The 24,639-nt window shown below is 37.5% G+C and carries 23 protein-coding genes; 20 read left to right on the top strand and 3 right to left on the bottom strand.

Going from position 1 to position 24,639, the window contains the following annotated elements:
- The first annotated feature begins 46 nt into the window (after positions 1–46).
- The 13 genes from RU87_RS04165 (at position 47) to alaS (ending at position 13,950) form a co-directional block, all read left to right on the top strand.
- Complete coding sequence (locus RU87_RS04165; RefSeq protein ID WP_068161301.1) at positions 47–322, top strand: HU family DNA-binding protein; 276 nt, start codon at positions 47–49, stop codon at positions 320–322.
- Between the two features lie 381 nt (positions 323–703).
- Complete coding sequence (locus tag RU87_RS04160; RefSeq protein ID WP_082782143.1) at positions 704–823, top strand: LPXTG cell wall anchor domain-containing protein; 120 nt, start codon at positions 704–706, stop codon at positions 821–823.
- Complete coding sequence (locus tag RU87_RS04155) at positions 820–1,149, top strand: glutaredoxin family protein (protein ID WP_068161304.1); 330 nt, start codon at positions 820–822, stop codon at positions 1,147–1,149. The genes RU87_RS04160 and RU87_RS04155 overlap by 4 nt, the downstream gene beginning before the upstream one ends.
- A 210-nt stretch (positions 1,150–1,359) precedes the next feature.
- Complete coding sequence (locus RU87_RS04150; protein ID WP_068161308.1) at positions 1,360–1,620, top strand: SemiSWEET family transporter; 261 nt, start codon at positions 1,360–1,362, stop codon at positions 1,618–1,620.
- 185 nt (positions 1,621–1,805) lie between these two features.
- The gene (locus RU87_RS04145) at positions 1,806–3,476 is read left to right on the top strand and encodes a formate--tetrahydrofolate ligase (protein WP_082782144.1); all 1,671 of its coding nucleotides are present in this window, start codon (positions 1,806–1,808) and stop codon (positions 3,474–3,476) included.
- Positions 3,477–3,725: 249 nt separating this feature from the next.
- Entirely contained in the window at positions 3,726–4,823 is a 1,098-nt protein-coding gene (locus tag RU87_RS04140) for an SLC13 family permease (RefSeq protein ID WP_068161311.1), read from the top strand.
- A 91-nt stretch (positions 4,824–4,914) separates the two neighbouring features.
- On the top strand, positions 4,915–5,874 hold the full coding sequence (locus tag RU87_RS04135; protein ID WP_068161313.1) for a Gfo/Idh/MocA family protein: 960 nt from the start codon (positions 4,915–4,917) through the stop codon (positions 5,872–5,874).
- Between the two features lie 89 nt (positions 5,875–5,963).
- A complete protein-coding gene (locus RU87_RS04130) occupies positions 5,964–6,959 on the top strand; it encodes a competence protein CoiA (protein WP_068161315.1) in 996 nt (331 codons plus the stop codon).
- A gap of 104 nt (positions 6,960–7,063) precedes the next feature.
- Positions 7,064–8,866: an oligoendopeptidase F gene (gene pepF, locus RU87_RS04125; protein WP_068161317.1), complete on the top strand. Its 1,803-nt coding sequence runs from the start codon at positions 7,064–7,066 to the stop codon at positions 8,864–8,866.
- Position 8,867: 1 nt separating this feature from the next.
- Positions 8,868–9,608, top strand: a complete 741-nt coding sequence (locus RU87_RS04120; RefSeq protein WP_068161320.1) for an O-methyltransferase — start codon at positions 8,868–8,870, stop codon at positions 9,606–9,608.
- 97 nt (positions 9,609–9,705) lie between these two features.
- Complete coding sequence (locus RU87_RS04115; RefSeq protein WP_068161322.1) at positions 9,706–10,605, top strand: peptidylprolyl isomerase PrsA; 900 nt, start codon at positions 9,706–9,708, stop codon at positions 10,603–10,605.
- 207 nt (positions 10,606–10,812) lie between these two features.
- Positions 10,813–11,310 (top strand): LURP-one-related/scramblase family protein, encoded by a 498-nt coding sequence (locus RU87_RS04110; protein WP_068161326.1) that lies wholly within the window; start codon positions 10,813–10,815, stop codon positions 11,308–11,310.
- Between the two features lie 24 nt (positions 11,311–11,334).
- A complete protein-coding gene (gene alaS, locus RU87_RS04105) occupies positions 11,335–13,950 on the top strand; it encodes an alanine--tRNA ligase (protein WP_068161328.1) in 2,616 nt (871 codons plus the stop codon).
- A gap of 82 nt (positions 13,951–14,032) precedes the next feature.
- On the opposite strand, the gene RU87_RS04100 is transcribed toward alaS, so the two are convergent.
- Positions 14,033–14,812: an alpha/beta fold hydrolase gene (locus RU87_RS04100; protein WP_068161331.1), complete on the bottom strand. Its 780-nt coding sequence runs from the start codon at positions 14,810–14,812 to the stop codon at positions 14,033–14,035.
- Between the two features lie 145 nt (positions 14,813–14,957).
- Here RU87_RS04100 and lplA point away from each other — a divergent pair, with 145 nt between their 5' ends.
- From lplA to RU87_RS04065, 7 genes are all read left to right on the top strand, one after another.
- Positions 14,958–15,947, top strand: a complete 990-nt coding sequence (gene lplA, locus RU87_RS04095; RefSeq protein ID WP_068161333.1) for a lipoate--protein ligase — start codon at positions 14,958–14,960, stop codon at positions 15,945–15,947.
- Positions 15,948–15,976: 29 nt separating this feature from the next.
- Positions 15,977–17,086 carry a thiamine pyrophosphate-dependent enzyme gene (locus RU87_RS04090; RefSeq protein ID WP_068161336.1) on the top strand — a complete coding sequence of 370 codons (1,110 nt, stop codon included), beginning with the start codon at positions 15,977–15,979 and terminating at the stop codon, positions 17,084–17,086.
- Entirely contained in the window at positions 17,087–18,067 is a 981-nt protein-coding gene (locus tag RU87_RS04085; protein WP_068161338.1) for an alpha-ketoacid dehydrogenase subunit beta, read from the top strand. It begins immediately after the preceding gene.
- Between the two features lie 12 nt (positions 18,068–18,079).
- A complete protein-coding gene (locus RU87_RS04080; protein WP_068161339.1) occupies positions 18,080–19,405 on the top strand; it encodes a dihydrolipoamide acetyltransferase family protein in 1,326 nt (441 codons plus the stop codon).
- 4 nt (positions 19,406–19,409) lie between these two features.
- Positions 19,410–20,822, top strand: a complete 1,413-nt coding sequence (gene lpdA, locus RU87_RS04075; RefSeq protein WP_068161346.1) for a dihydrolipoyl dehydrogenase — start codon at positions 19,410–19,412, stop codon at positions 20,820–20,822.
- A 304-nt stretch (positions 20,823–21,126) separates the two neighbouring features.
- Complete coding sequence (locus RU87_RS04070) at positions 21,127–21,777, top strand: ATP-binding cassette domain-containing protein (RefSeq protein WP_167373825.1); 651 nt, start codon at positions 21,127–21,129, stop codon at positions 21,775–21,777.
- A complete protein-coding gene (locus tag RU87_RS04065) occupies positions 21,755–22,336 on the top strand; it encodes a hypothetical protein (protein WP_068161353.1) in 582 nt (193 codons plus the stop codon). Before RU87_RS04070 ends, RU87_RS04065 begins: the two co-directional genes overlap by 23 nt.
- A gap of 108 nt (positions 22,337–22,444) precedes the next feature.
- On the opposite strand, the gene RU87_RS04060 is transcribed toward RU87_RS04065, so the two are convergent.
- Together RU87_RS04060 and RU87_RS04055 are read right to left on the bottom strand one after the other, a co-directional pair.
- Positions 22,445–23,389, bottom strand: coding sequence for a dihydroorotate oxidase (locus tag RU87_RS04060; RefSeq protein ID WP_068161354.1), 945 nt, complete (start codon positions 23,387–23,389; stop codon positions 22,445–22,447).
- 110 nt (positions 23,390–23,499) lie between these two features.
- Positions 23,500–24,597, bottom strand: a complete 1,098-nt coding sequence (locus tag RU87_RS04055; protein ID WP_068161355.1) for an NAD(P)H-dependent flavin oxidoreductase — start codon at positions 24,595–24,597, stop codon at positions 23,500–23,502.
- Positions 24,598–24,639 lie beyond the last annotated feature (42 nt).

Here is a 24,639-nt window from a genome sequence, read left to right as displayed (position 1 = left end):
AAAGTTTGCCTAAGGGTAAAAATAATTATTGGAGGACATTTTTAAAATGGCTAACAAACAAGAATTAATCGCAAAAGTTGCAGAATCTGCTGAATTAACTAAAAAAGACGCAGAAAAAGCAGTAAACGCTGTATTCGCTTCAGTTTCTGAATTCCTTGCAAAAGGTGAAAAAGTTCAATTGATCGGTTTTGGTACTTTTGAAACTCGCGAACGTGCAGCACGTGAAGGTCGTAACCCTCAAACTGGTGATGCTATCAAAATTGCAGCAACAACTGTTCCTGCATTCAAAGCTGGTAAAGCTTTGAAAGATGCGGTTAAATAATTTAACTGGAAAAAGATGACAACCACGCTGTTCGCGAGGTTGTTTTTTTGTTTTGTTTCGTACTATATGGCAAAAATATGGCAAAAATAGCACTTTGCAGTAATACTGAAAACATAGTCAGAGTGACTCTTTAGTAATATCATCTAAACCTACTAACCCAATAAGCAAACTCTAGCTCTCCCGATATCAACCATACTTGTTTGTTATGGCATCACCAGATAATCTAAGCTACCAAACGCTTAACGCAGGTCAACAAGAATTTGGTAGATATGGTATAATAAAACTGTTGTGTTAAGCCTTAAGTTTAAGTAAGTTAACACGTTTATCGTCAGGTAATGAATCTATTGCCTCATACGTTATCGCAATCAAAGGAGAGTTGTTATGCTACCAAATACAGGAGAGCAAGTCTTAAAGATGCTACCGTTTATCGGTGGAATTATTATTATCATTGTCATTATTATTTTTTTCTTCTTGCGTAAGAAAGGGGATAAGGATAAATGAGTTCAGTTCATGCAGTTTTATATACAAAACCACATTGTATGCCATGTAAAATGACAACTAAATTGATGGATAGTTTAGGAATGCCTTATGAAAATACTTATTATGGTAATTCAGAGGAAACGAATTCTATTGAACTTGATAGTCAAGATGAAGTCAAAAGAACATGGAGTGAGAAGAAGGTAGAAAAGCTAAAAGAGAAATACCAGATTACTTCTCTACCACTCATCAAAATTATTGATGATGAAACTGAGGCTGAATTAGCATACTGGTCAGGGTTTCGACCAGATCAGATTAAATTTTGGCATGAAAAAAATCAGTCGTCATAAGTTAAGATGTCTAAAAAGTAACCGAACAGTTGAGCAATCAACTGTTTTTTTTAATGAAAGGTAATAGATGATAATAGCTCTTACTCATATGAATTGAGCTACTATCTATGATCTGATAGGTCAGAAGATAACGATCTGTAGTGCATCGTTTTTGAACATAATCACTAGATTTGGTATACTGAATAGGCGTGCAGTTGAAAGGATGGAAAAATGAATCAAGAAAAATTCATTAAATATTTGAGTTGGCTTGCAACAGCGATGTCAATCATGATGTATGTGTCTTACATACCTCAAATAGCAGATAATTTAGCAGGAGCAAAAGGGAATCCAATTCAACCTTTTGTCGCTGCAGTAAACTGCTTGTTGTGGGTGATTTATGGTTTGGGTAAAAAGCCGAGAGATTTAGCCTTAGCAACGGCTAATTTTCCAGGGATCATCTTTGGCCTTGTTGCTTTTGCAACAGCACTATAAGGGTTTAAGTTCAATAAAAAATGATAAGCATGCCTTATCGTTTTTCTTTTGGAAAAAAGAGACCCTGAAATGTGACATAACACGAACATTTAATTCGTAATAAAATTTTAAAATAGGATAAAGCACTAAATCCTGTTCATTGTTTGGTATAATATGAAGAAACGATAAAGAATTGGGGATCTCCTGTGGTAAAATCTGATATTGAAATTGCACAAGCATCATCTATGGCATTGATTACTGACATCGCTTCAAAAGCTGGTATATCACCTGATGATATAGAACAGTATGGTAAGTATAAAGCCAAAATTACTTTTGATGGACTTGCAAAATTACAAGAACGTGAAACCGGAAAATTAGTCTTAGTGACTGCGATTAATCCTACGCCAGCTGGTGAAGGTAAATCCACAGTAACGATAGGATTAGGAGATGCGCTGAATCAATTAGGACACCAAACGATGATCGCCTTACGTGAACCATCACTTGGTCCTGTCATGGGCGTTAAAGGCGGTGCAGCAGGTGGTGGGTATGCACAAGTCTTACCTATGGAGGACATTAACCTTCACTTTACTGGAGACTTGCATGCGATAACGACCGCAAACAATGCAATTGCAGCCTTATTAGATAACCATATTCATCAAGGTAACGCACTAAATATAGATACACGTCGTGTGATTTGGAAACGCGTGGTAGACTTAAATGATCGACAGCTTCGTCAAATCATCGGCGGATTAGGCTCACCAATTAATGGTGTGCCACGTGAAGATGGCTTTGATATCACAGTTGCAAGTGAAATCATGGCTGTATTTTGCTTAGCGACCTCAATTGATAATCTAAAAACACGTTTGTCTAAAATTGTCGTGGCCTATACCTATGATCGCAAGCCTGTTACCGTTGGAGATTTGGAGATTGCAGGTGCGATTAGTGTGCTTTTAAAAGATGCACTTAAGCCTAATCTCGTTCAGACAATAGCAGGGACACCGGCCTTTATTCATGGTGGTCCGTTTGCAAACATTGCACATGGCTGTAACAGTGTGCTTGCGACGAAAGCGGCCTTAAATGCGGCAGAGTTTACGGTCACTGAAGCTGGATTTGGTGCTGATTTAGGTGGTGAGAAGTTTCTCGATATCAAGACACGTGAACTTGGTAAAACGCCTGATGCAGTCGTGATTGTGGCGACTGTTCGTGCTTTGAAGATGCATGGTGGTGTAGCAAAGCATGAACTTGAAAAAGAAAATATTGCTGCTGTAAAAGCAGGATTTGCTAATTTAAATCGACATATTGATAATATTCAAGGCTATGGGTTACCTGTTGTTGTCGCGATTAATGAATTTGTGACAGATACTGAGGCTGAAATTACTGCCTTATCTGAACTTATTGCTAATAAACATGTGGCATTTTCATTAACGCAAGTTTGGGCTAAAGGCGGTAGTGGGGGTCTAGATTTAGCTGAAAAAGTGGTGAATGCCTGTCAAGAAACTAGTCACTTTAACTATTTATATGAGTTAAGCGATAGTATTCCAGAAAAAATAGAAGCAATCGTGACAAAAATTTATGGTGGTAGCACAGTTACGTTCAGTAAAAAAGCCCAAAATCAGTTAAAAGAATTTGAACAAAATGGTTGGACAACTCTCCCAATTTGTATGGCAAAAACGCAATACAGTTTTTCAGATGACCAAACACTTTTAGGGGCACCAGAAAACTTTGATATTACCATTCGTGAATTAGTACCTAAACTAGGTGCAGGCTTTATTGTCGCTTTAACTGGTGATATCATGACCATGCCTGGTCTGCCGAAAAAACCAGCAGCACTGAATATGGATGTTGATAACAGTGGTAACATTTCAGGATTATTTTAATCGTGATCGACATATAAAAAGCTGAGTGAATCTTGTAATCTGCGCTCATGAAGATGGGGATTAGTATCGCAAGTTTGGCTCCACTTATAAAAAAACGCCTCAAAAGTTAAGAGTTATCTTGACGTTTGAGGTTTTTTTATCCGACGAACGCGTTTGGTTTCAAATTTATTTTTCGTTTTTTTCGGACTACTCACTTATTTGTGTTAGAATTTACTTATTCCTAATACAGTATGAAAAGGCAGACGACAGATGATTTTTTTTAAAAAAATAATAGCAGATAAGATATTTTTAGTGACTGGTGGCCTCGCTATTTTAGCGTTGTTATTTGGCACAGTGTCACCCTCGGATATAGATTTAAAAACGATTGTGTCTTTGTTAAGTTTGATTATCATGGTCTCTATCTATGAGCAATTAGGGATTTTAACTTACATTGCAAACTTAATGATTGCCAAGTGTGCAACGACTAGAATGCTTACTTTGGTTATTTTGCTTTTTTCTTTTATAGGGTCAATGATTTTTACCAATGATGTGGCAATTTTAACACTCGTACCCATCATTTTTAAAATTACTAAGAAAGTTAACATCCCCAAAATACCTGTGATTAGTTTAATGACAGTCTATGCGAATTTAGGTAGCGCCATTACCCCAATAGGCAATCCTCAAGATATTTATTTGGCATCATTTTATCATTTGAATTTTCTATCCTTTATGTCCTTGTCATTACCTATTGGCTTAATCAGTCTGATTAGCGTGTTCATTAGTCTTTTGTTTTTTCCAAAGACTAAAATAGATTCGAGTCTAGGCGAGGGAAATGAAGTAGAGGCTAAAGGCTCTTTGATTTTATATATCGTGACGATCTTTGTCCTATTAGGCGTCCTATCAATTATTCCTTATTTGTTAGCTTTTGTTGCAAGTCTTGCTTATGCAATTTATATCGATAGGCGGATTCATGAAAAAATAGATTTTAGTATCATCTTGACTTTTATCAATTTTTTCATCATTGTTGGTGCAATCAGTCGTATTCCTTTGGTACATGAGATGATTGTCGCGATGACGCATACTAAATTTTCAGTATTTTATAGTGGCGTTGGGATCAGTCAGATCATCAGTAATGTGCCGGCAGCAGTATTGCTATCAAAATTTACCACTCACATCCCAGCCTTATACTTAGGCGTAACTGTAGGTGGTTTAGGAACATTAATTGCATCGCTCGCTAATCTACTTGCACTAAGACAATATTCTCTCAACACAACTGATCAGACAACACTAAAATTTTTCTATCAATTTACCTTAATTAATGTCATCTATTTGGCTATATTTTTAGTCGTTGGTAGCGTTTTATTATAAGTTGCTAGCTTGATGACTATCCTGTTATATGGTGAGGTGCTTAGAGACGGAATCGTTGAAATATTAGCTAGGTTAATGCTAAAATAAGACTATGAAAACAATAAAATATGGGGTTGTTTCTACCGCCCAAGTTGTGCCAAGATTTATCGAAGGTGTTCGATTTAGTGAGCATGGTGAGGTGATTGCAGTATCCAGTCGGACGCTACGTGCCGCGCAAAAATTTGCTGACAAACATCAGATTCCTAAAGCTTATGGTAGCCACGAAGCACTTTATGCAGATCGTGACATAGATGTGATCTATATCGCCACTTACAATAAGGGTCATTTTCCAGAAGCAAAAAAAGCACTTTTAGCTGGGAAACATGTCTTGTTAGAGAAGCCTTTTACACTGACAGCTGCTGAGGCTAAAGAACTGTTTGCTATAGCTAAACAGCATCATCTCTTTTTAATGGAAGCTCAAAAATCAGTTTTCTTACCTTTGACAGCACTGATTAAAGAAGTGGTAGAATCAGATGAAATTGGTGATATTTTATCAGTAGATAGTGTCACAGCTTATGCGAGTGTCGAACACATTAGTTGGTTTAAGGATCTTGATGCTGGTGGTGGCACAGTTCACTTTATGCTACCTTATGCCTTGAGTTATTTACAATATATTTTTGGTGCTAAGATCACCTCATTTTCCGGCATATCAGATATGGTGGCAGGAGAAGCTGATATGCAAGCAAAAGTACTCTTGAAATTTGATACTGGGGTATTGGCTAATGTTTTTCTAACGACTAAGATTGGTCTTGATAAAGTCATGACGATTCAAGGAACTAAAGGGAAATTAGTTATCCCTGAATTTTGGCGGGCAAAAAAAGCAACGCTGTATGATTTATCAGGTCATGTGTTGCGTGAGCTTCACGCAGCGTTTGACAGTGATTTTGTAGCTGAGGTTAGACACGTGAATCAGATGATCTTATCCGGTGCTTTAGAAAGTCCAATCATGACTGAGGAGATGACGGTATCAGGTGTTCAAGTCATGGATGACTTATACCAATCTTGGCAGTAGGCAGTTTAGCTAGCTTGATCAAAAAAGAACTATGAGCAACATAGTTCTTTTTTTCGTACTAGTATTATAAGTTAAGAAGAGGTGAACTTATGTTAGTTGCATTAGATCAAGGTGGACAAGTGATTAATTTATTGTGTCTTAAGACCTCTCAAATAGCTGAATTGAAAACTCAGCATCTGGTATGTCCTGCATGTCGGCAGCGTGTATATTTAAAACATGGTCAGGTAAGAATGCCTCATTTTGCACATGTGAGGTTACTATCTTGTGCTTACAATTCAGAAAATGAAAGTTTTCAGCACTTATCGTTAAAAAAAGATCTCTTTTATTGGTTTGCTAAAACAGCGCAGGTTTCAGTTGAGCAGTTTTTACCTGAATTGCAGCAAATTCCTGATTTATTAGTCAATGATAAACTTGCAGTTGAGGTGCAATGCAGTATGCTGTCTGTAGCTAAATTACAAGAACGCACGAAAGGCTATCTGAGTAAAGACTATCAGGTGATTTGGTTGACAGGAAAAAAACTATGGCTCGGTCATCGTTTAACAGTACTTAAACAACAATTCTTAAATTTTTCCTTGCATGTCGGCTTTTACTATTGGGAGATAGATGATCAAAAAAAAGAGCTAAGGTTGAATTACCTCATACATGAAGATATCACAGGTAGCTTACACTATCTAGTACAACACTTCGCATTTGGTAGTGGTGAGTTATTAACGATACTCAGGCAACCCTTTCTAAAGACTGGATCTGAGTTGCGCGTGCAACCAAAACATGATATCGCTAACTATATCAGACGTCAACTACACTATAAACACCCCAAATGGTTAAAGATACAAGAATTATATTATCATCATGGACAACATATATTAGCCGACAAACAAGATATGAATCAGGTATGTCCAGTCGGATTAAATTATTTAACTTATCAGTTTGAGGGAATCAAAGTACCAGAGTTTTGTCAGGTAACAAAACCTATCAAGTCTTATTATCAGCAGTTTATTGACTATCAACACACGCACCGAGACGCGCCTCTTTACTCGCCTTTAGTCTATGCAACTTTTTTTGATGGTAACTTGAAGAGGATCTAGCTCATAAAATCATCGTGAAAAGTACTGAAAGTAAACCGAAACTTCTGTTTCAATCCTTGTTTTATGTTAAAATAATAGGACATAACTCGCAAAAGGAGGCACAAATGGTAAAAAAAAGAGACGAACTTTCACAAGATTATCAATGGGATTTGACGACAATTTTTGAAACAGATCAGTTGTTTGAAAAAGAGTTAAGTCAGGTGCTAGCAGAATTAGATGAAGCTAAGGGCCTTGCTGGTACATTAGTCGATAGTGCAGAAAACTTATTAAGGATTACTGAATTAGAGTTAGCACTGATGCAACGTGTTGAAAAACTATACGTCTATGCCTCGATGAAACATGATCAAGATACGACAGTTAGCATTTATCAAGCCTATCAAGCAAAAGTATCCGCCTTATATGCTAAGTTTAGCGAAAGCTTTGCATTTTATGAACCGGAATTTATGAGTTTATCACAAGAAAAATTTGCTCAGTTCAATATCGATAAACCGAAATTACAAGCTTATGGCCATTTTTTCCAACAACTTTTTGAAAAAAAAGCGCATGTGCTTTCTAACGCTGAGGAAATTTTACTCGCGGGGGCTTCTGAAATATTTGGTGCAGGTGCAGAGACTTTTGAAATCTTGGATAATTCAGATATTATTTTTCCAAAAGTAAAAGATGATCAAGGTGTAGCGACTACGTTAACACATGGAAATTACATGACCTTTATGGAGTCAGCTAATCGTGAGGTTAGACAGTCAGCCTATCAGGCGATGTATCAAGTCTATCAACAGTATCAACATACCTATGCTAAAACATTACAAACTAATGTTAAAGTACATAATTTTACAGCAAAAACACGACACTATCAGTCTGCTCGAGAGGCAGCATTGTCAAACAACCATGTCCCAGAATCTGTATATGATACATTAGTCGATACAGTTAATGAACATTTACCACTTTTACATCGATATATCAAGTTACGCGCCGATATTTTAGGACTAGATGAGGTGAAGATGTATGATGTTTACGCTCCCTTATCTCAACTAGAGTATAAGTTTACTTATGATGAAGCGGTACTTAAAACACAAGAGACATTAGCTGTTTTTGGACCAGATTATCTAGAGCGAGTGACGCGTAGTTTCAACGAAAAATGGATTGATGTTCATGAAAACAAAGGCAAACGTTCAGGTGCTTATTCAGGCGGGTCTTATGACACAAATCCGTTCATGTTGTTGAACTGGCAAGACACATTAGACAACCTCTTTACTTTAGTGCACGAGATGGGCCATAGTATGCACAGTAGTTTTACACGTGATCATCAGCCTTATGTTTATGGGGACTATAGTATTTTTCTTGCAGAAATTGCGTCTACGACTAATGAAAATATCTTGACTGAGACATTGTTAAACGAGGTTTCAGATGTTAAAACTAGATTCGCTATCCTCAACCATTTTTTAGATGGCTTTAGAGGGACAGTCTATAGACAAACACAGTTCGCTGAGTTTGAGCATGCGATCCATGAAGCAGATGCAGCAGGTATTGTTTTAACAAGTGAGTATTTAAACCAGTTATATGCTGACTTAAATGAAAAGTATTACGGTCTATCTGCCAAGCATAATCCAGAAATTCAGTATGAATGGGCAAGAATACCACATTTTTATTACAATTATTATGTCTTCCAATATGCTACTGGCTTTGCTGCTGCGTCTGCTTTAGCAGAAAAGATTGTCAACGGTAATGAGCAGGACAAAGCACGGTATTTAGAGTATCTTAAAGCGGGATCCTCGGATTACCCACTAGATGTGATAGCTAAAGCAGGTGTAGATATGACATCTAAAACATACTTAGCAGATGCCTTTAAGTTATTTGAAAAACGGTTAATCGAATTAGAAAAAATTGTCGAAAAAGGTGAACAAATTTAAAATGGAAATAGTTAGTAAATCAGATCAAGATGCAGTAAGTGTTAAATCTTATAATGAATATTCTAATCATAATATGCGTCGTCCTGTTGTAAAACCTGAAATTGTGTCGTTCATGAGAGAGGAACAGGCAGTTTTGCCAGGATTTTTAGGAGAATTAGAGGCATTTGCACATGAGGAAAATGTGCCAATCATTCCACATGAAACTGTGGTTTACTTTCAATTTTTACTAGCAGCTTTACAGCCTAAACATATTTTGGAAGTGGGAACTGCTATCGGTTTTTCTGCTTTGTTAATGGCACAAACAGTGCCAGATGCAAAGGTAACGACGATAGAGCGAAATCCAGAAATGGCTGAACTAGCTAGACAAAATTTCCAAAAATATGATCAAGAAAATCAGATTGACTTGCTAGAAGGTGATGCAAATGATGTATTAGCAACGTTGACTGGTGCTTATGATTTTGCTTTTATGGATTCTGCTAAATCCAAATACATCGTTTTCTTACCCCATATTTTAAAACAGCTATCAGTCGGTGGTGTTGTGATTATTGATGATGTTTTTCAAGGTGGCGATGTGGCAAAACCTATCGAGGAAGTCAAACGTAATCAACGAGGTATTTATAGAGGGTTGCATAAATTGTTTGCTGCAACCCTTAAAAATCCAGGGTTAACAGCAACACTAGTTCCATTAGGAGACGGTATCTTAATGATCCGAAAAGATGCTGAATATGTTGAGCTGAGTTGAGTTAAGGTTTACATAAGAAATTGTGTTATAATAGAGGATGTTGTTAGTTATTTTTAAAAATAAACCTTAACAACAAACTTGAAAGGTAAAATATAAATTGAATTTTAAAAAAATTGGTATTGTTGTTGCAACAGGTCTTGCAGGTATTACGCTTGCTTCTTGTGGGAAAAATAGCGCTGATAGCGATATTATCACGATGAAAGGTGATACAATTCGTGTATCAGACCTTTACAAAGAAACTAAAGAGTTTCCTACAACTGGGGCATCTACTTTGTTGCAAAATATGACCTTTAATAAAATTTTTGGAAAAGAATTTGGTAAAAAAGTGTCAGACAAAGATGTTACAAAAGAATTTGATGCGCAAAAGAAATCACTAGGGTCTAACTTTGCATCAGCATTGCAACAAGCAGGCTATACTGAAAATTCATATAAAGATTCTATCCGCTCTCAATTATTATTGAAACAAGCAGTGGTAAATGATATCAAATTCTCAGATGATTTGTACAAATCAACATTTGAAACGTATCATCCTGAGGTTTCAGCCTATGTTGTATCTGAAGCAACTGAAGATGCAGCTAAAGCCAAAATAGCTGATGCTCAGAAAAATGCGAGTGATTTTGATGCAACAGCTAAAAAAGCTAACGCGCAAATTTCTTTTGATTCATCTAGTGCATCTGTACCGACTGAAGTGATGACGGCAGCATTTAAGTTGAAAGACGGTGAGGTTTCACAAGCACCTGTTTCTGTTACAAATCCACAAACAGGAGCGCCAGCTTTTTATGTGATCAAAATGATCAAAAATGCTGATAAAGGGACTGACTGGAAGAAATACAAATCTGAGTTGAAAGAGGTCATCATTAAAAATAAACAAGCTGATACCTCTTTTGTGAATTCAGTGATTACCAAATATTTAAAACAATATAATGTTAAAGTGAAACCAACTGAATTTTCAAATACATTTTCTGCATTTGAATCTACTCCTGGAACTTCAAAATAAAATAACCAAATCAAACAGAGAGACAACGATAGTGAGACGTGTCAGATTTGGTCAGTGCTTAATAGCAGAGATTCCTGCTCTACCAAACAACTAGAGACGATACTTTATCGTGAATGAGGGTGGTACCGCGTTTTTTGCGCCCCTTGCTTACGATAAAGTTTTTCTTTTTAAATTGTTAATTACTTCACAAGTAATGAAGGGGACGACATGACACGATATATCATTAAGCAAAAAATGTTTTCACTTGGTGGGAAATTTGATATCAAAGATAGTTACGATAATCTAGCTTATCAAGTAACGGGAAGTTTTTTAAAGATTCCTAAGTATTTTGAGATTAGTAAACCAGATGGTCAACAGGTTGCTAAAATCACTAAAGTTTTATTACAATTTTTACCTAAGTTTGATGTCACCTTAACTGATGGCAGAAGCTTTCGGATTGCAAAAGGCTTCTCATTCTTTAGACCTCGCTATGAGATTAAAGATTTAGGTCTGGATATTCAGGGTAATTTTTGGGATATGAATTTTGAATTAAGCCGTGAAGGGCGTGTTGTCGCAAACATCTCTCAAGAATGGTTTAAATTGACTTCAACTTACACGGTCGATGTGTATGAGGAGAGTTATTCAGATGTTGTTATTTCGCTTGTTGTTGCCATTGACTATGTGAAAGAACAACAACGCTCATCTTCTGCTGCATCTACAAATTAAAAAAATAGAAAGTATACACTAATTATGAAAAAAATGACATCACAGGAAGTACGCCAAATGTTCCTTGACTTTTTCAAGTCAAAAGGGCATACGATTGAGCCATCTGTTAGTTTAGTGCCTGTCAATGATCCGACTCTGCTTTGGATTAATTCAGGCGTGGCAACATTAAAAAAATATTTTGATGGATCAGTGATACCTGAAAATCCACGGATTACCAATGCACAAAAAGCGATTCGGACAAATGATATCGAAAATGTCGGTAAAACAGCTCGTCACCATACGATGTTTGAGATGTTAGGGAATTTCTCTATCGGTGATTATTTCCGTAAGGAGGCGATCACTTGGGGGTTTGAACTACTAACAAGTCCAGAATGGTTTGATTTCCCAGTCGATAAACTTTATATGACGTATTATCCAGCAGATAAAGATTCTTATAACCGCTGGATTGAAGTTGGTGTAGCGCCAGATCATTTGATTCCTATCGAAGATAATTTTTGGGAAATTGGTGCTGGTCCGAGTGGACCCGACACGGAAATTTTCTTTGACCGTGGAGAAAGTTTTGATCCAGATAACGTCGGAATAAAACTCTTAGCCGAAGATATTGAAAATGATCGTTATATCGAGATTTGGAATATCGTGTTAAGTCAATTTAACGCTGATCCAAGTGTGCCACGTAGTGAGTATCAAGAGTTACCACATAAAAATATTGATACGGGTATGGGATTAGAACGTATGGTTGCTGTTATTCAAGGCGCACATACTAACTTTGAAACCGACTTGTTCATGCCAATCATTCGCCAAATCGAACAATTATCTGGTAAAACATATGATCCTTACGGTGATAATATGAGCTTTAAAGTCATCGCTGATCATATCCGTTCATTATCATTTGCGATTGGTGATGGCGCATTACCAGGAAATGAAGGCCGTGGATATGTCTTGCGTCGTCTTTTACGTCGTGCAGTTATGCATGGTCGAAAACTTGGTATCACAGATACATTTTTGTATAAATTAGTTAAAATAGTTGGTGAAATCATGGCTTCTTACTACCCAGAGGTATTAGAGAAACGTGAATTCATCGAAAAAATAGTCAAGCGTGAAGAAGAAACGTTTGCACGTACAATTGATGCAGGTAGTAAACTATTTGATGAAGTGGTCGATAAATTAAAATCAGAAAATCAAGAGACACTTGATGGTGCTGATATCTTTAAATTATACGATACCTATGGTTTCCCAGTAGAGTTAACAGAAGAATTAGCCGAAGATGCAGGATTCAAGATTGATCATGCTGGATTTGAAGCAGCAATGACAGCCCAACAAGAACGTGCACGTGCTGCCGTTGTCAAAGGTGGGTCGATGAATAAGCAATCTGAAGTCTTGACTGCTTTACAAGATCAATCAGAATTTTCTTATACACAAGTCGCTTTAAGTTCACCTTTACTAGCGATTGTGCAAGATGATCAACGTGTAAAAGCTGCTAAAGGGACTGCTCAAGTTATCTTTGCAACAACACCTTTCTACGCTGAGATGGGTGGTCAGGTAGCTGACCATGGTGTGATTAAAGATGCTGCTGGAGTTGTTGTGGCTAACGTGACTGATGTGCAAAAAGCGCCAAACGGTCAACCTCTACATACTGTTGAAATTTTGACGGAACTGTTCGAAGGTGAGACATATCAATTAGCAATCAATCAACACCGTCGTAACAATGTCATTAAAAATCATACTGCAACACATTTACTTCATGCAGCACTTCATAACGTATTAGGTCTCCATGCGACACAAGCGGGGTCACTAAACGAAGTTGATTTCTTAAGATTTGACTTCACACATTTTGAAGCAGTTAATGCAGATGAATTATCTGAGATTGAACGTCAAGTGAATGAAAAAATTTGGCAAGCAATCGATGTCTTAACTGTTGAAACTGATGTTGATACTGCTAAAGAAATGGGCGCTATGGCCCTCTTTGGTGAAAAATATGGTAAGGTTGTACGTGTTGTAACAATCGGTGAGTATTCAGTTGAACTTTGTGGTGGGACACACGTGTCAAATACAAGTGAAATCGGCTTATTTAAAATTATTAAAGAAGAAGGTATCGGCTCTGGTACACGTCGTATCATGGCGCTCACTGGACAGAAAGCCTTTGAAGCCTTTAAAGCACAAGAAGCTGTCTTGAAAGAAGTTCAAGGATTGGTTAAATCACCTCAAGTTAGCCAAACTGCTTCAAAAGTTGAAAGCTTACAACTTGAGCTTAAGGCTGCTCAAAAAGAAGTTGAAAGTTTATCAGCGAAAATTGCGTCAGCGCAATCAGATGAAATCTTCCAAAGTGTCCAAACAGTTAATGGCACAAGCTATATTGCTGAGCAAGTCACTGTAAGTGATGCCGGTGGCCTTAGAAATCTAGCAGATATTTGGAAACAAAAAAATAGTTCAGATGTTTTAGTGCTTGTTGCTAAAATCGGAGAAAAAGTTAATGTACTTGTCGCAAGTCAATCAGAATCAATCAAGGCTGGTAACTTGGTAAAAGCTCTTGCACCATTTATTGATGGTCGTGGTGGTGGTAAACCAGATATGGCTATGGCTGGAGGTAACAATCCAGCGGGTATTGCTGAATTACTTGATAATGTAGGTGCTAACTTATAGACGGACCGAGTTTGTAACACAAACAGCGAGCTGTTTAATGTTAAAAAGGCGACCCCAGTTAAGGGGTCACCTTTTTAATTACTCAATGTTTTGAAATAAAGTCCACCATGACCCGATTCGTCTCTTCTGGGCTTTCTGCGTAAGGTAGATGTCCACACTCTTTAGCAGTAAAGGTTGTGACGTGTGGATTACTTTCTTGATAATATTGGGTTAGCTTATCTGGAAATAACGGGGATAATTCGCCTGCGATGTATAAGGTTGGGCATGTTAATGTTGTTAAAACATCTCGATAATCCTTTGTTAAAAAATCTGAGACCAAAGGAGCAGTTGTTAAAAAATTAAACTTGTAATGACCTTGATGCATTTGACGCAGTAAATCAGTTTCAATTTTTTTTGCTGTAAGTGCAACATGTGAAAAATTAGCAACAGTTTCTGAGATGGTATGCCAGGTCAAGTTGTACATGCCAAGCTGCCATTTGTCTGTATTGATCGCTTTAGGTGGTACATCTATGACAGTCAATGAGAGGATATCTGATTCTCCAAACAAACTGATGTATTCATAGGCAACACCCGCACCTAAAGAGTGACTGACTAGATGGAAGTGTTTGATATCAAGCAATGTGACTAACTCTTTGATATCTTGTGCTAAGCGGCTAATTCTTAAGCCAGATAAAATATCAGTATTTTCGCCATGCCCACGTTTATCTAGATGAATACACTGGAAACCAGCTTGACTAAAAAAATCAGTTTGTGCTGACCAACTATATGTCGTGCCTGAGTAACCAGCCAAAAATAGGATAGGTGTGCCCTCACCATAGATAGAATAGGCTAGGGTTACAGCATCACTTGTATAAAAATTCAAATTAAAACTCCTCAATTTTGCTATATTTCATTATACACAAAAGTTTGTGAAAATTTCCAGCCAAAATAGTTGAAAAAAAGTGAAAAACAGTGAATAATAGTATGTGGAAAGCGATTTCAATTTTACGGATGTTGGAGGAAACTAAATGCAATATGTCGTCAACCAAAATTTGGAGGCACCGTTTAATATTGCGATGGATGAGTGGTTACTGACGAATTTAAAACCGCAAGCACCAGTATTTGCCTTATGGCAAAATAGGAATGCGGTTATTGTGGGTAAGCACCAAAATACCTATGAAGAAGTTAATGAAGCAGTTGTAAAAGAAAAAGACATTCAAGTCGTACGTCGTGTTACTGGTGGTGGTGCAGTCTACCATGATAAAGGAAATTTAAATTTCACTTTTATCATACCAGTCGCAAATCCTGAGGCTGTTGATTGGAAAGTATTTGTACAACCGATGGTAACAGCACTTCATAAGTTAGGCATTCCAGTCGAGATCACCGGTCGAAACGATTTGGTCTTAGCTGGTAAAAAAATTAGTGGTAATGCCCAACGTTATCAGGATGGTTACCTCATGCATCATGGTACTTTGATGTTTGATGTGAATATTGATACAATGGTTCGTGTCCTAAATGTTAGCGATGAAAAATTTATCTCAAAAGCTGTCAAAAGTGTACGCAGTCGTGTAGGTAGTATAAAAGAATATGCACCAGACTTAACAATCGAAGCATTTAAGCATGCCTTGATCGAAGAGTTAAGTGATCATGGGAAAGATAAACCGATTCAACTCACACAAGAACAGCTCAATCAAATCAAAAAACTTGAAACGCAAAAATTTGCAACTTGGGAATGGAACTATGGCGAAAGTCCTGTGTTTAACTATCATGCCCACGAAAAATTCGATGGTGGTATCTTAGATATCAAGGCAGAAATTGAAAAAGGATTAATTAAAAATATCTATTTCGGTGGAGATTTCCTTGGTGTGGAAGATATTGAGAGATTGACACCAGAATTAATAGGTAAGCCATTTGAAGAAGAAGCGATTCGCGATATTTTGGATGATCATCAAGATAAGCGTTACTTTGGTAGCATTTCAAATGAGGAAGTCCTATCGCTCATTCATGAGCAAGTATAACTAAAGGCAAGTAAAAGGAGACGCAATATATGAGTCAAGCATTAGAAATTTTAAATTTTGAACAACAGTTAGTACAACAAGCTGACAGTTTTCCAGAATTATCAGTATTAGATAAAGATGGCAAAATTATTGATCAAGCTGGGTTTGAAGCAGCTGATTTATCAGACGACCAATTGGTTGAATTGATGAAACGCATGATCAAACAGCTTGTATTAAACGAACGTAGTGTTAAATTAGCAAAACAAGGTCGTCTTGGCTTTGTGGCACCAACACGTGGACAAGAAGCGAGTCAAACTGCAACAAGTTTTGCCTTTAACGATGAGGATTATTTGATGCCAGGTTACCGTGACATTCCACAAATGATTCACAAAGGATTCCCTATTTATAAAGCATTTTTATGGAGCCGTGGTCACTATGAAGGTAACTTGATGGAAGGGATTAACACGTGGTTCCCTCAAATTATTATCGGTGCTCAGTTTGTTGAAGCAGCTGGTATTGGTCTTGGGATGAAAAAACGTGGTAAAGCTGCCTGTGCATATACTTATACTGGTGATGGCGGATCTTCACAAGGAGATACTTACGAAGGGATGAACTTTGCTGGTGCTTTTAAAGCAAATGCTGTTTTCATTATCCAAAATAATGGGTATGCGATTTCTACACCACGTAAAGTACAAACAGTTGCACCTCATTTAGCTTCTAAAGGTTGGGGAGCTGGTATTCCTAGTATCGTTGTAGATGGTATGGATCCAATTGCTTGCTATCTTGCAGCTAAAAAAGCGCGTGAGTGGACTGTATCTGGAAATGGTCCTGTACTGATTGAAACACTTACTGACCGCTTGGAACCACATTCTATGAGTGGGGATGACCCACTTCGTTACCGGACTAAAGAATCTATCGAAGAGTGGGAAAAAGTCGAACCATTGATCCGTATGCGTATTTTCTTAGAAGCAAAAGAGCTTTGGAGTGAGCAAATCGAAGCTGACTATAAAGAAGAAGTTAACGCAGAAATAGATGCGGCAGTAAAACAAGCTGATAACGTTCAAAAACAAAAAATTTCAGAATTTATCGAAACGACTTTTGAACAACCTGGTTTTGTACAAAAAGAACAAATCGAAAAATTCAGAGAGGCAGGCAAGTAAATGGCAGTAAAAACATATATCGCAGCGATTACAGAGGCTATGGATTTAGCACTTGAAAAAGATGACAACGTCCTTATTTTCGGGGAAGATGTCGGTAAAAATGGTGGTGTATTCCGCGCAACAGATGGCTTAAATCAAAAATACGGAGATGAGCGTGTATTTGATGCGCCTCTAGCTGAGAGTGCCATTGGTGGTGCTGCGATTGGTCTGACAACACAAGGTTACCGTCCAATCATGGAAATCCAATTCTTTGGATTTGTTTTTGAGGTAATGGATTCTATCGTGGCACAAATGGCTCGAAATCGTTTCCGTTTCCATGGCACACGTGAATTTCCAATTGTCGTTCGTGCACCTTATGGTGGTGGGACACATACGCCAGAAATGCATGCCGATAATTTGGAAGGCCTAATGGCACAAACTCCTGGTTTACGTGTTGTGATGCCAAGTAATCCTGCAGATGCAAAAGGCTTGTTATTATCAGCAATCGAATCAAATGACCCAGTTGTCTTTCTAGAAAACTTGAAACTCTACCGCTCGATTAAAGGCGAAGTCCCTGAAGGCTACTATACGACACCACTTGATAAAGCGGCTGTTGCTAAAGCTGGAGATGATGTGACTATCGTGACTTATGGTGGTCTGGTACCAGTATGTTTGAAAGCAGCAGATGCGCTTGAAAAAGAAGGTATCCATGCTGAGGTTATCGATTTAAGAACAGTTAGTCCTATCGATATCGAAACAATTGGCCAATCTGTAGAAAAAACTGGTCGTGTTGTCGTTGCACAAGAAGCACAACGCCAAGCAGGTATCGCAAGTGCAATCATGGCTGAGATTTCAGAACGTTTTATCCTCAGTTTGAAAGCACCAATTGGTCGCGTATCTGCTCCAGATAGTATCTATCCATTTGGTGCAGCAGAAAACGACTGGTTACCACAAGTGGACGATGTTGTCACTGCGGTTAAAAATGTAGTAGAGTTTGAATAAGGGAGTGAAATTATGACAGAAATCTTTAAAATGCCAGATGTCGGCGAAGGTATGGCAGAAGGCGAGATCGCTTCTTGGCTAGTTAAAGTGGGCGATACGATTAAAGAAGATGATCCAATCGCAGAAGTACAAAACGATAAATTATTACAAGAGATCTTGTCACCATATACTGGGACCATCACAAAGCTATATGTTGAAGCTGGCACAATCGTTGAGGTTGGCGCACCCTTAGTAGAATTTGATGGGGATGGATCAGGAGCTGCAGATGCAGCACTGACACAAGCGGCAGCACCAGCAGCAGATAAAGCAGAAGCGCCACAAGCAGAAGCACAAGCGCCAACAGAAGTTCCATCGGAAACATCAGGTAAAGTAGGCGCACCAGTTATTGCTGGTAAACTTCGTGCTATGCCTAGTGTTCGTCGTTTTGCTAGACAAAATGCTGTGGATTTAACAACAGTAGCAGCAACTGGTCGACGTGGGAATATCACACTTGAAGATGTTAAAAATGCTTTGTCTGGTGCAAGTGCTACAACTGATATGGCACCAACAACACCTGAAGCGCCATCACAAGCAGCACCAGACGCACCTGCAATTGAATCAGAAACTAAAGCACCACAAGCACCAGTTAAATCTGAAAAAGCTGGTCGTGTAGCGATGTCACCAATCCGTAAAGCAATCGCTAAAAATATGACTAGCCAAAAACAAAATGTGCCACATGTTACTTTGTTTGAACAGGTTGAAGTTTCTAAATTGATGGCACATCGTGCAACATTTAAAGAAATTGCGCTAAAACAAGATGTGAAATTAACCTATATGGCTTATGTCGCAAAAGCTTTGGCTGCTATGGTGAAAAATTTCCCAGACTTAAATGCGCATGTTGATATGGCTAAATCAGAGATCGTCTACCCTGATGGTATTCATGTTGGTATTGCGGTTGATACACCAAGTGGTCTATTTGTACCTGTTGTGAAAAATGCAGATCAAAAATCAATTTTAGCAATTGCTAAAGAAATTGCTGAACTGGCAGAACGTGCACGTGATGGTAAATTAACACCTGATGTTGCAAGTGGTTCTACAATTACCATTTCAAATATTGGTAGTGCAAGAGGTAACTGGTTTACACCAGTAATTAATGTCAATGAAGCGGCTATTCTTGGCTTGGGTACTATCGCTAAAGAGCCGATCGTCAACGAAGAAGGAGAGATTGTTGTGGGTAACATGATGAAACTTTCCTTGTCATTTGACCACCGCTTAGTGGATGGTATGTTAGCACAAAGTGCGATGAATGACTTGAAAAAAATGTTGAATGATCCAGCATACATGCTGATGGAGGTATAAGTTAATGGTAGTAGGTAGTCAAGCGAAAAGTGTTGAAACTGTCGTGATTGGTAGTGGTCCTGGTGGCTATGTTGCAGCGATTCGTGCAGCAGAGTTAGGGCAAAGCGTGACAATCATTGAACGTGATTTTATCGGTGGTGTCTGTTTAAACGTTGGGTGTATTCCATCTAAAGCATTGATTAACGCAGGTCATAACTATTATTCGCAAATTCATTCAACAAACAGTATCATGGGTGTGCATTCTAAAGGTGCAACATTGAACTGGGATGAAACACAAAAATGGAAAAATGAAAAAGTTGTGAATACCCTTACCGGTGGTATTGCGATGTTGTTGAAAAAACATAAAATTGAAATTTTACGTGGTGAAGCTAGATTTAATGACAACCAAGTGATTAATGTTATCTCAGAAGATGAGAGCCATCTTTTAGAATTTGAAAAATGTATTATCGCAACAGGAAGCCGTCCTATCGAAATTCCAGGATTTGCATTTAAGAACCGTGTTGTTAACTCAACAGGTGCACTTAGCCTACCAGAGGTACCAAAACATTTGGTTGTTATCGGTGGCGGTGTTATCGGTAGTGAACTTGCTGGTGCTTATGCAAACTTAGGGAGTAAAGTAACAATTCTTGAAGGCTTGCCACACATCTTAAATGGATTTGACAAAGAGATGTACAGCTTTGTTGTCGATGATTTCAAAGAAAAAGGTGTTGAGATTATTACCAACGCTAAGGCTAAAGAGGCCATTCAAGATGATGGATCAGTGAAAGTCGTCTATGAACTTGACGGTGAAACACATGAAATCGATGCTGATTACTGTTTAGTATCAGTAGGTCGTAGACCCAATACTGATGAACTAGGCCTAAATACAACAGATGTCAAGTTGACTGATCGCGGACAAATTGTTGTTAATGATCATCAACAAACAAGTGTTAGCCATATCTATGCAATCGGAGATGTTGTTGAAGGACCAATGCTTGCTCACAAAGCGAGTTATGAAGCAAAAGTTGCCGCTGGTAATGTTGCTGGACAAGACATTAAAAACTGTGCGATCTCTATTCCTGCTGTTGCTTACTGTGATCCTGAATTGGCAACAATGGGTGAAACGATCGAAACAGCCAAAGAGAAGAATTTGGACTTTATGATCAGTAAATTCCCGTTTGCTGCGAATGGTCGTGCCATCACGATGAATGCAACAAAAGGATTTGTTCGTATGTTAAGTGATAAAAAGACTGGTGTCGTAATCGGTGCACAAATTGCTGGACCTGGTGCGAGCGATTTGATCAGTGAATTCTCTTTAGCAATCGAAAATGGTTTGACGACTGAAGATATCTCGATGACTGTTCACCCACATCCAACGTTAGGTGAAGCAATCATGGATACAAGTGAATTAGCAGACGGTATGCCAATTCATATTTAATCTAATATAAAAACAAGTGAAACACAACTGGTCATATGATAAACTAGTGTGAGTGATCACTTGTTTTTTTTTGAAAGTAAAATCGAAATGATATTTTAGAATTGACAATACTTTATTACTTTGCTATACTGGTGATTAATAAAATAAAGTGAACAATTTAATTAAGTTGGCGATAAAACAACGACTATAGAAAAGTTTAAATAAGTAACGATGTTAGATTATATTTGATACTAGAGGCATGTAGGAGTTATTTTTTGATAATTAGAAAGGTTATAGTGGATCAATCACTAGTCATTTGAATATGATGATAAATTTAAAAGCACTGACTTTATATGGATTTAATGGTAGCATTATTTTCTCAAATGCAACATGTTCTTTTGATAATGACCAATTAAACTTTATTATTGGTAAAAGTGGGATAGGTAAGTCAAGTTTATTGGCATTTCTTTCTGGTATACCATTTAAAACAAGTGGAGAAGTATATTTTGGAGATCTAAAAAGACTGTTTCAAACTCAAAACGAGTTGATTCAGCATAGACGAAGTGTCGCCTATATACCACAGCAGCTCAATCTTTTTAACCATTTTTCTGTAGATCAAAATATTAAGTTTTATTTTAGCCAGACAAGAACCCCTTTTGATAAAACATTATATGACGCATTAATGGAAAAGTTGACGTTGCATACCAAAAAAGATATGCTAGTGTCAGAATTATCGATTGGCCAGCAACAGAGAGTTGCGATATTAAGAGCGCTCATGATGAAAACACCCTATATACTTGCTGATGAACCAACAGGTAATTTAGATCCTAAAAATAGTAAACTTGTTATAGACATATTTGACGAATTCCGAAAACAGTTTGGCACAACGGTTATTATTGTCAGCCACAATTATGTTGATATACCTATTGATGCAAAGGTTGTTGAAATTAAAAATGAAACACTTATACACCACTAAAAAAATGATTGTTGTCGAGTGCTTATTTGCACTTGCATTATCGGTTACTTTTATTTTACTTGATACGAGTAGACGATTTTTAGAACAGCATCATCAGTTTAATCGTCTAGCTGCTAAACTATTAACTGGGGATACTGGTTATTTACTTGGCGACTTAATGAGACTATTGAGTATAGTTGGGGCGATACTGCTAATTGGGACTATGGTGTTTTGCCTTTTTTTCATCGTCAACAATTTTCAAACCATGTATCTGCTATCGCAGCATGATATCCAAATTATGGCTTTTTTAGGGTTGGCGCCAAAAGAAATAGTTAGACAGATATTTCTTCGAAAAATAAAAGGTATCTTAATGACTTTCTTCATTATTATCTTAATTGTTTTATCTGCTTATTCACTCCTTTATTATGTTGTCTTCCCTATTAACATTCAAAAAGTTGTATCGCACAATTATGATATGCTAATGGTGTTATTTATGGCATATTTACTTTTAGCGATAACTCTATTTTTGACTTCAGAAATGATTAAATTTAAGATTGGGAAGAGATACTTCATACGATAGTCCCATATAATAAAGCTTATTACAGATACACGCTACAAAAAAACACAATTCTAGATCTAGAATTGTGTTTTTTTGCTTATTAGTAGTGCTAACTTAGCTTGTAACTGTTTAATCTAAAGTAGCTAATTTTCCTTTAAAATCAGCGATAGATGTATAACCTTTTGCCTCTAAAATCGCTAGCAGTTCAGTATTAAGACGTTCAAACACACCTAGCCCTTCTTTATGGAGTTGTGTGCCGACTTGGAGCATAGAAGCACCACAAAGGAGATGTTCATAAGCATCACGTCCTGTTAAAATACCACCCGTACCGATGATATCGATACTTGGGTTGAGACGTTGTCTGAGCGCACGTACATTAGCCAGTGCAGTTGGTTTGATATACTCGCCACCAATTCCACCAAAACCACCTTTAGGCTTGATGACAACCGTGTCAGTAGCTTCATCAATATACAGGCCATTACCTACAGAGTTGACGCAGTTCACAAATTTAATATCAAATTTATTTAGGACATCAGCGATTTTATCAAAGTGCATGAAATCGAAATAAGGCGGTAATTTGACACCAAAAGGTTTTGTATAAAACTTGAAGATTTCATTTAGCAGTTTTTCAGTGTCTTCAAAATCATAAGCCATCTGAGGTTTTCCTGGTACATTTGGACAAGAAAGATTGAGTTCTACTAAACCAGTATAGTCACTTTCTTGTATGTGTTTCATGTTTGAGACATATTCATCGAACCCTTTATAAGATGCAACACTTAAAAAGAAGGGGGTGTCTGGATTAGCAGCTTGACGTTTGATGGCATCTTCAAGATAGTAAGCTAAACCAAGATTAGGCAAGCCCATAGAATTAATACTTCCAAGCTCAAGATTGATATAGCGTGGTTCTGGGTTGCCATCACGAGAGTCAGCAGTAGCTGATTTTGTGACAAAAGAACCAGAAGCTGAGGCAGCAAGTTCGTCGAGTTCTGTTTTATCCATACAATGTACACCAGAGGCGTTCATAAATGGATTATCAAAGGTATGTCCATAAAAAGTTGCTTGTAAGGTTGCCATGATAGTCTCCAATATTCGTTTAATATGTTTATTTTATCAAAATAATCTGATTTTTCCAAAACAAATAAAAACAAGTCTAAAGATGAACTCTCTGACTTGTTTTTAAAAGGTTAAGCAGTTAACTCATCGAAAATTGCTTTAACTGTTGTGATTTCATTAATACGGTAGCCATTACTTCCTGAGAAGATTAAGCCCATATCTGTATTATGCTCAACAGAGTTTAGCAATGCTTCACTAATACAGTAAGGGATTGTTTTGCGGTCACATAATTTATGTTGTAAACAGTTTAAACATTTAGCGATTGGAATAATCGGTGTTTTAGGTGCTGGTTGTGCTTTATAGGCATCCACTCCAGCAGTAATTGTTTCTGTAAATTTATTATCGATCGCACGTCCTGGCAATCCAACTGGTGACGTTGTCAAATGAATGTCATCCTCAGTTGCTTTCAAGAAGCGATCTTTAAAGTCATCTGGCGCATCACATTCTTGTGTACCGATAAAACGTGTTGCCATTTGAACACCAGAACACCCAAGGTCAAGGTAATGTTCAATGTCTGAACGATCCCAAACACCACCAGCAAAAATAACCGGGATAGTTGTGTTAAATTTTTCTTCATATTCTTTTACGTGCGCAATGATTTTTACGATTTCATCATCCATACCGATGATGGCTTGATCGATTTCACTTGCTTTAAAGCCAAGATGTCCACCAGCTTTAGGGCCTTCAATCACTACGAAATCCGCAGTACGATTATATTTTTTAGCCCAGTTACGTAAAATAATTTTAGCTGCTTTAACAGACGATACAATAGGCGCGATTTTTGTTTTTGCATTACCAACAAGTTCTGGTAAATTCATAGGTAGTCCAGCACCAGAGATGATAACGTCAGCTCCTGCCTCAACAGTTGCTCTAACAACATCATCATAACGGAAACTCGCAACCATAACGTTAAAACCAAGAATCCCACCTTTAGCAAAGCTACGCGCTTTGTCTAGTTGTTTTTTAATCGTTTGTAAGTTAGTTCTAACAGAAGCACGCTCGAATTTCTCTTCTTGATAGCCTATTTGAGCAGTAGAGAGGATACCGATACCACCTTGGGCTGCAACGGTACCTGCTAACCTATTTAAGGAAATGCCGATGCCCATACCGCCTTGGATGATTGGTACTTTGGCAGTTAAATCGCCTATTTTTAGTTCTGGTAATTTCATTTTTTTATCCTTAATTCTTAATTTTTTAGATCTATATGTAGT

Source organism: Pseudolactococcus plantarum (assembly GCF_002441715.1).
In the GTDB taxonomy this organism is placed as follows: Bacteria; Bacillota; Bacilli; order Lactobacillales; family Streptococcaceae; genus Pseudolactococcus; species Pseudolactococcus plantarum.
This window is presented reverse-complemented; position numbering and strand designations above follow the sequence as displayed.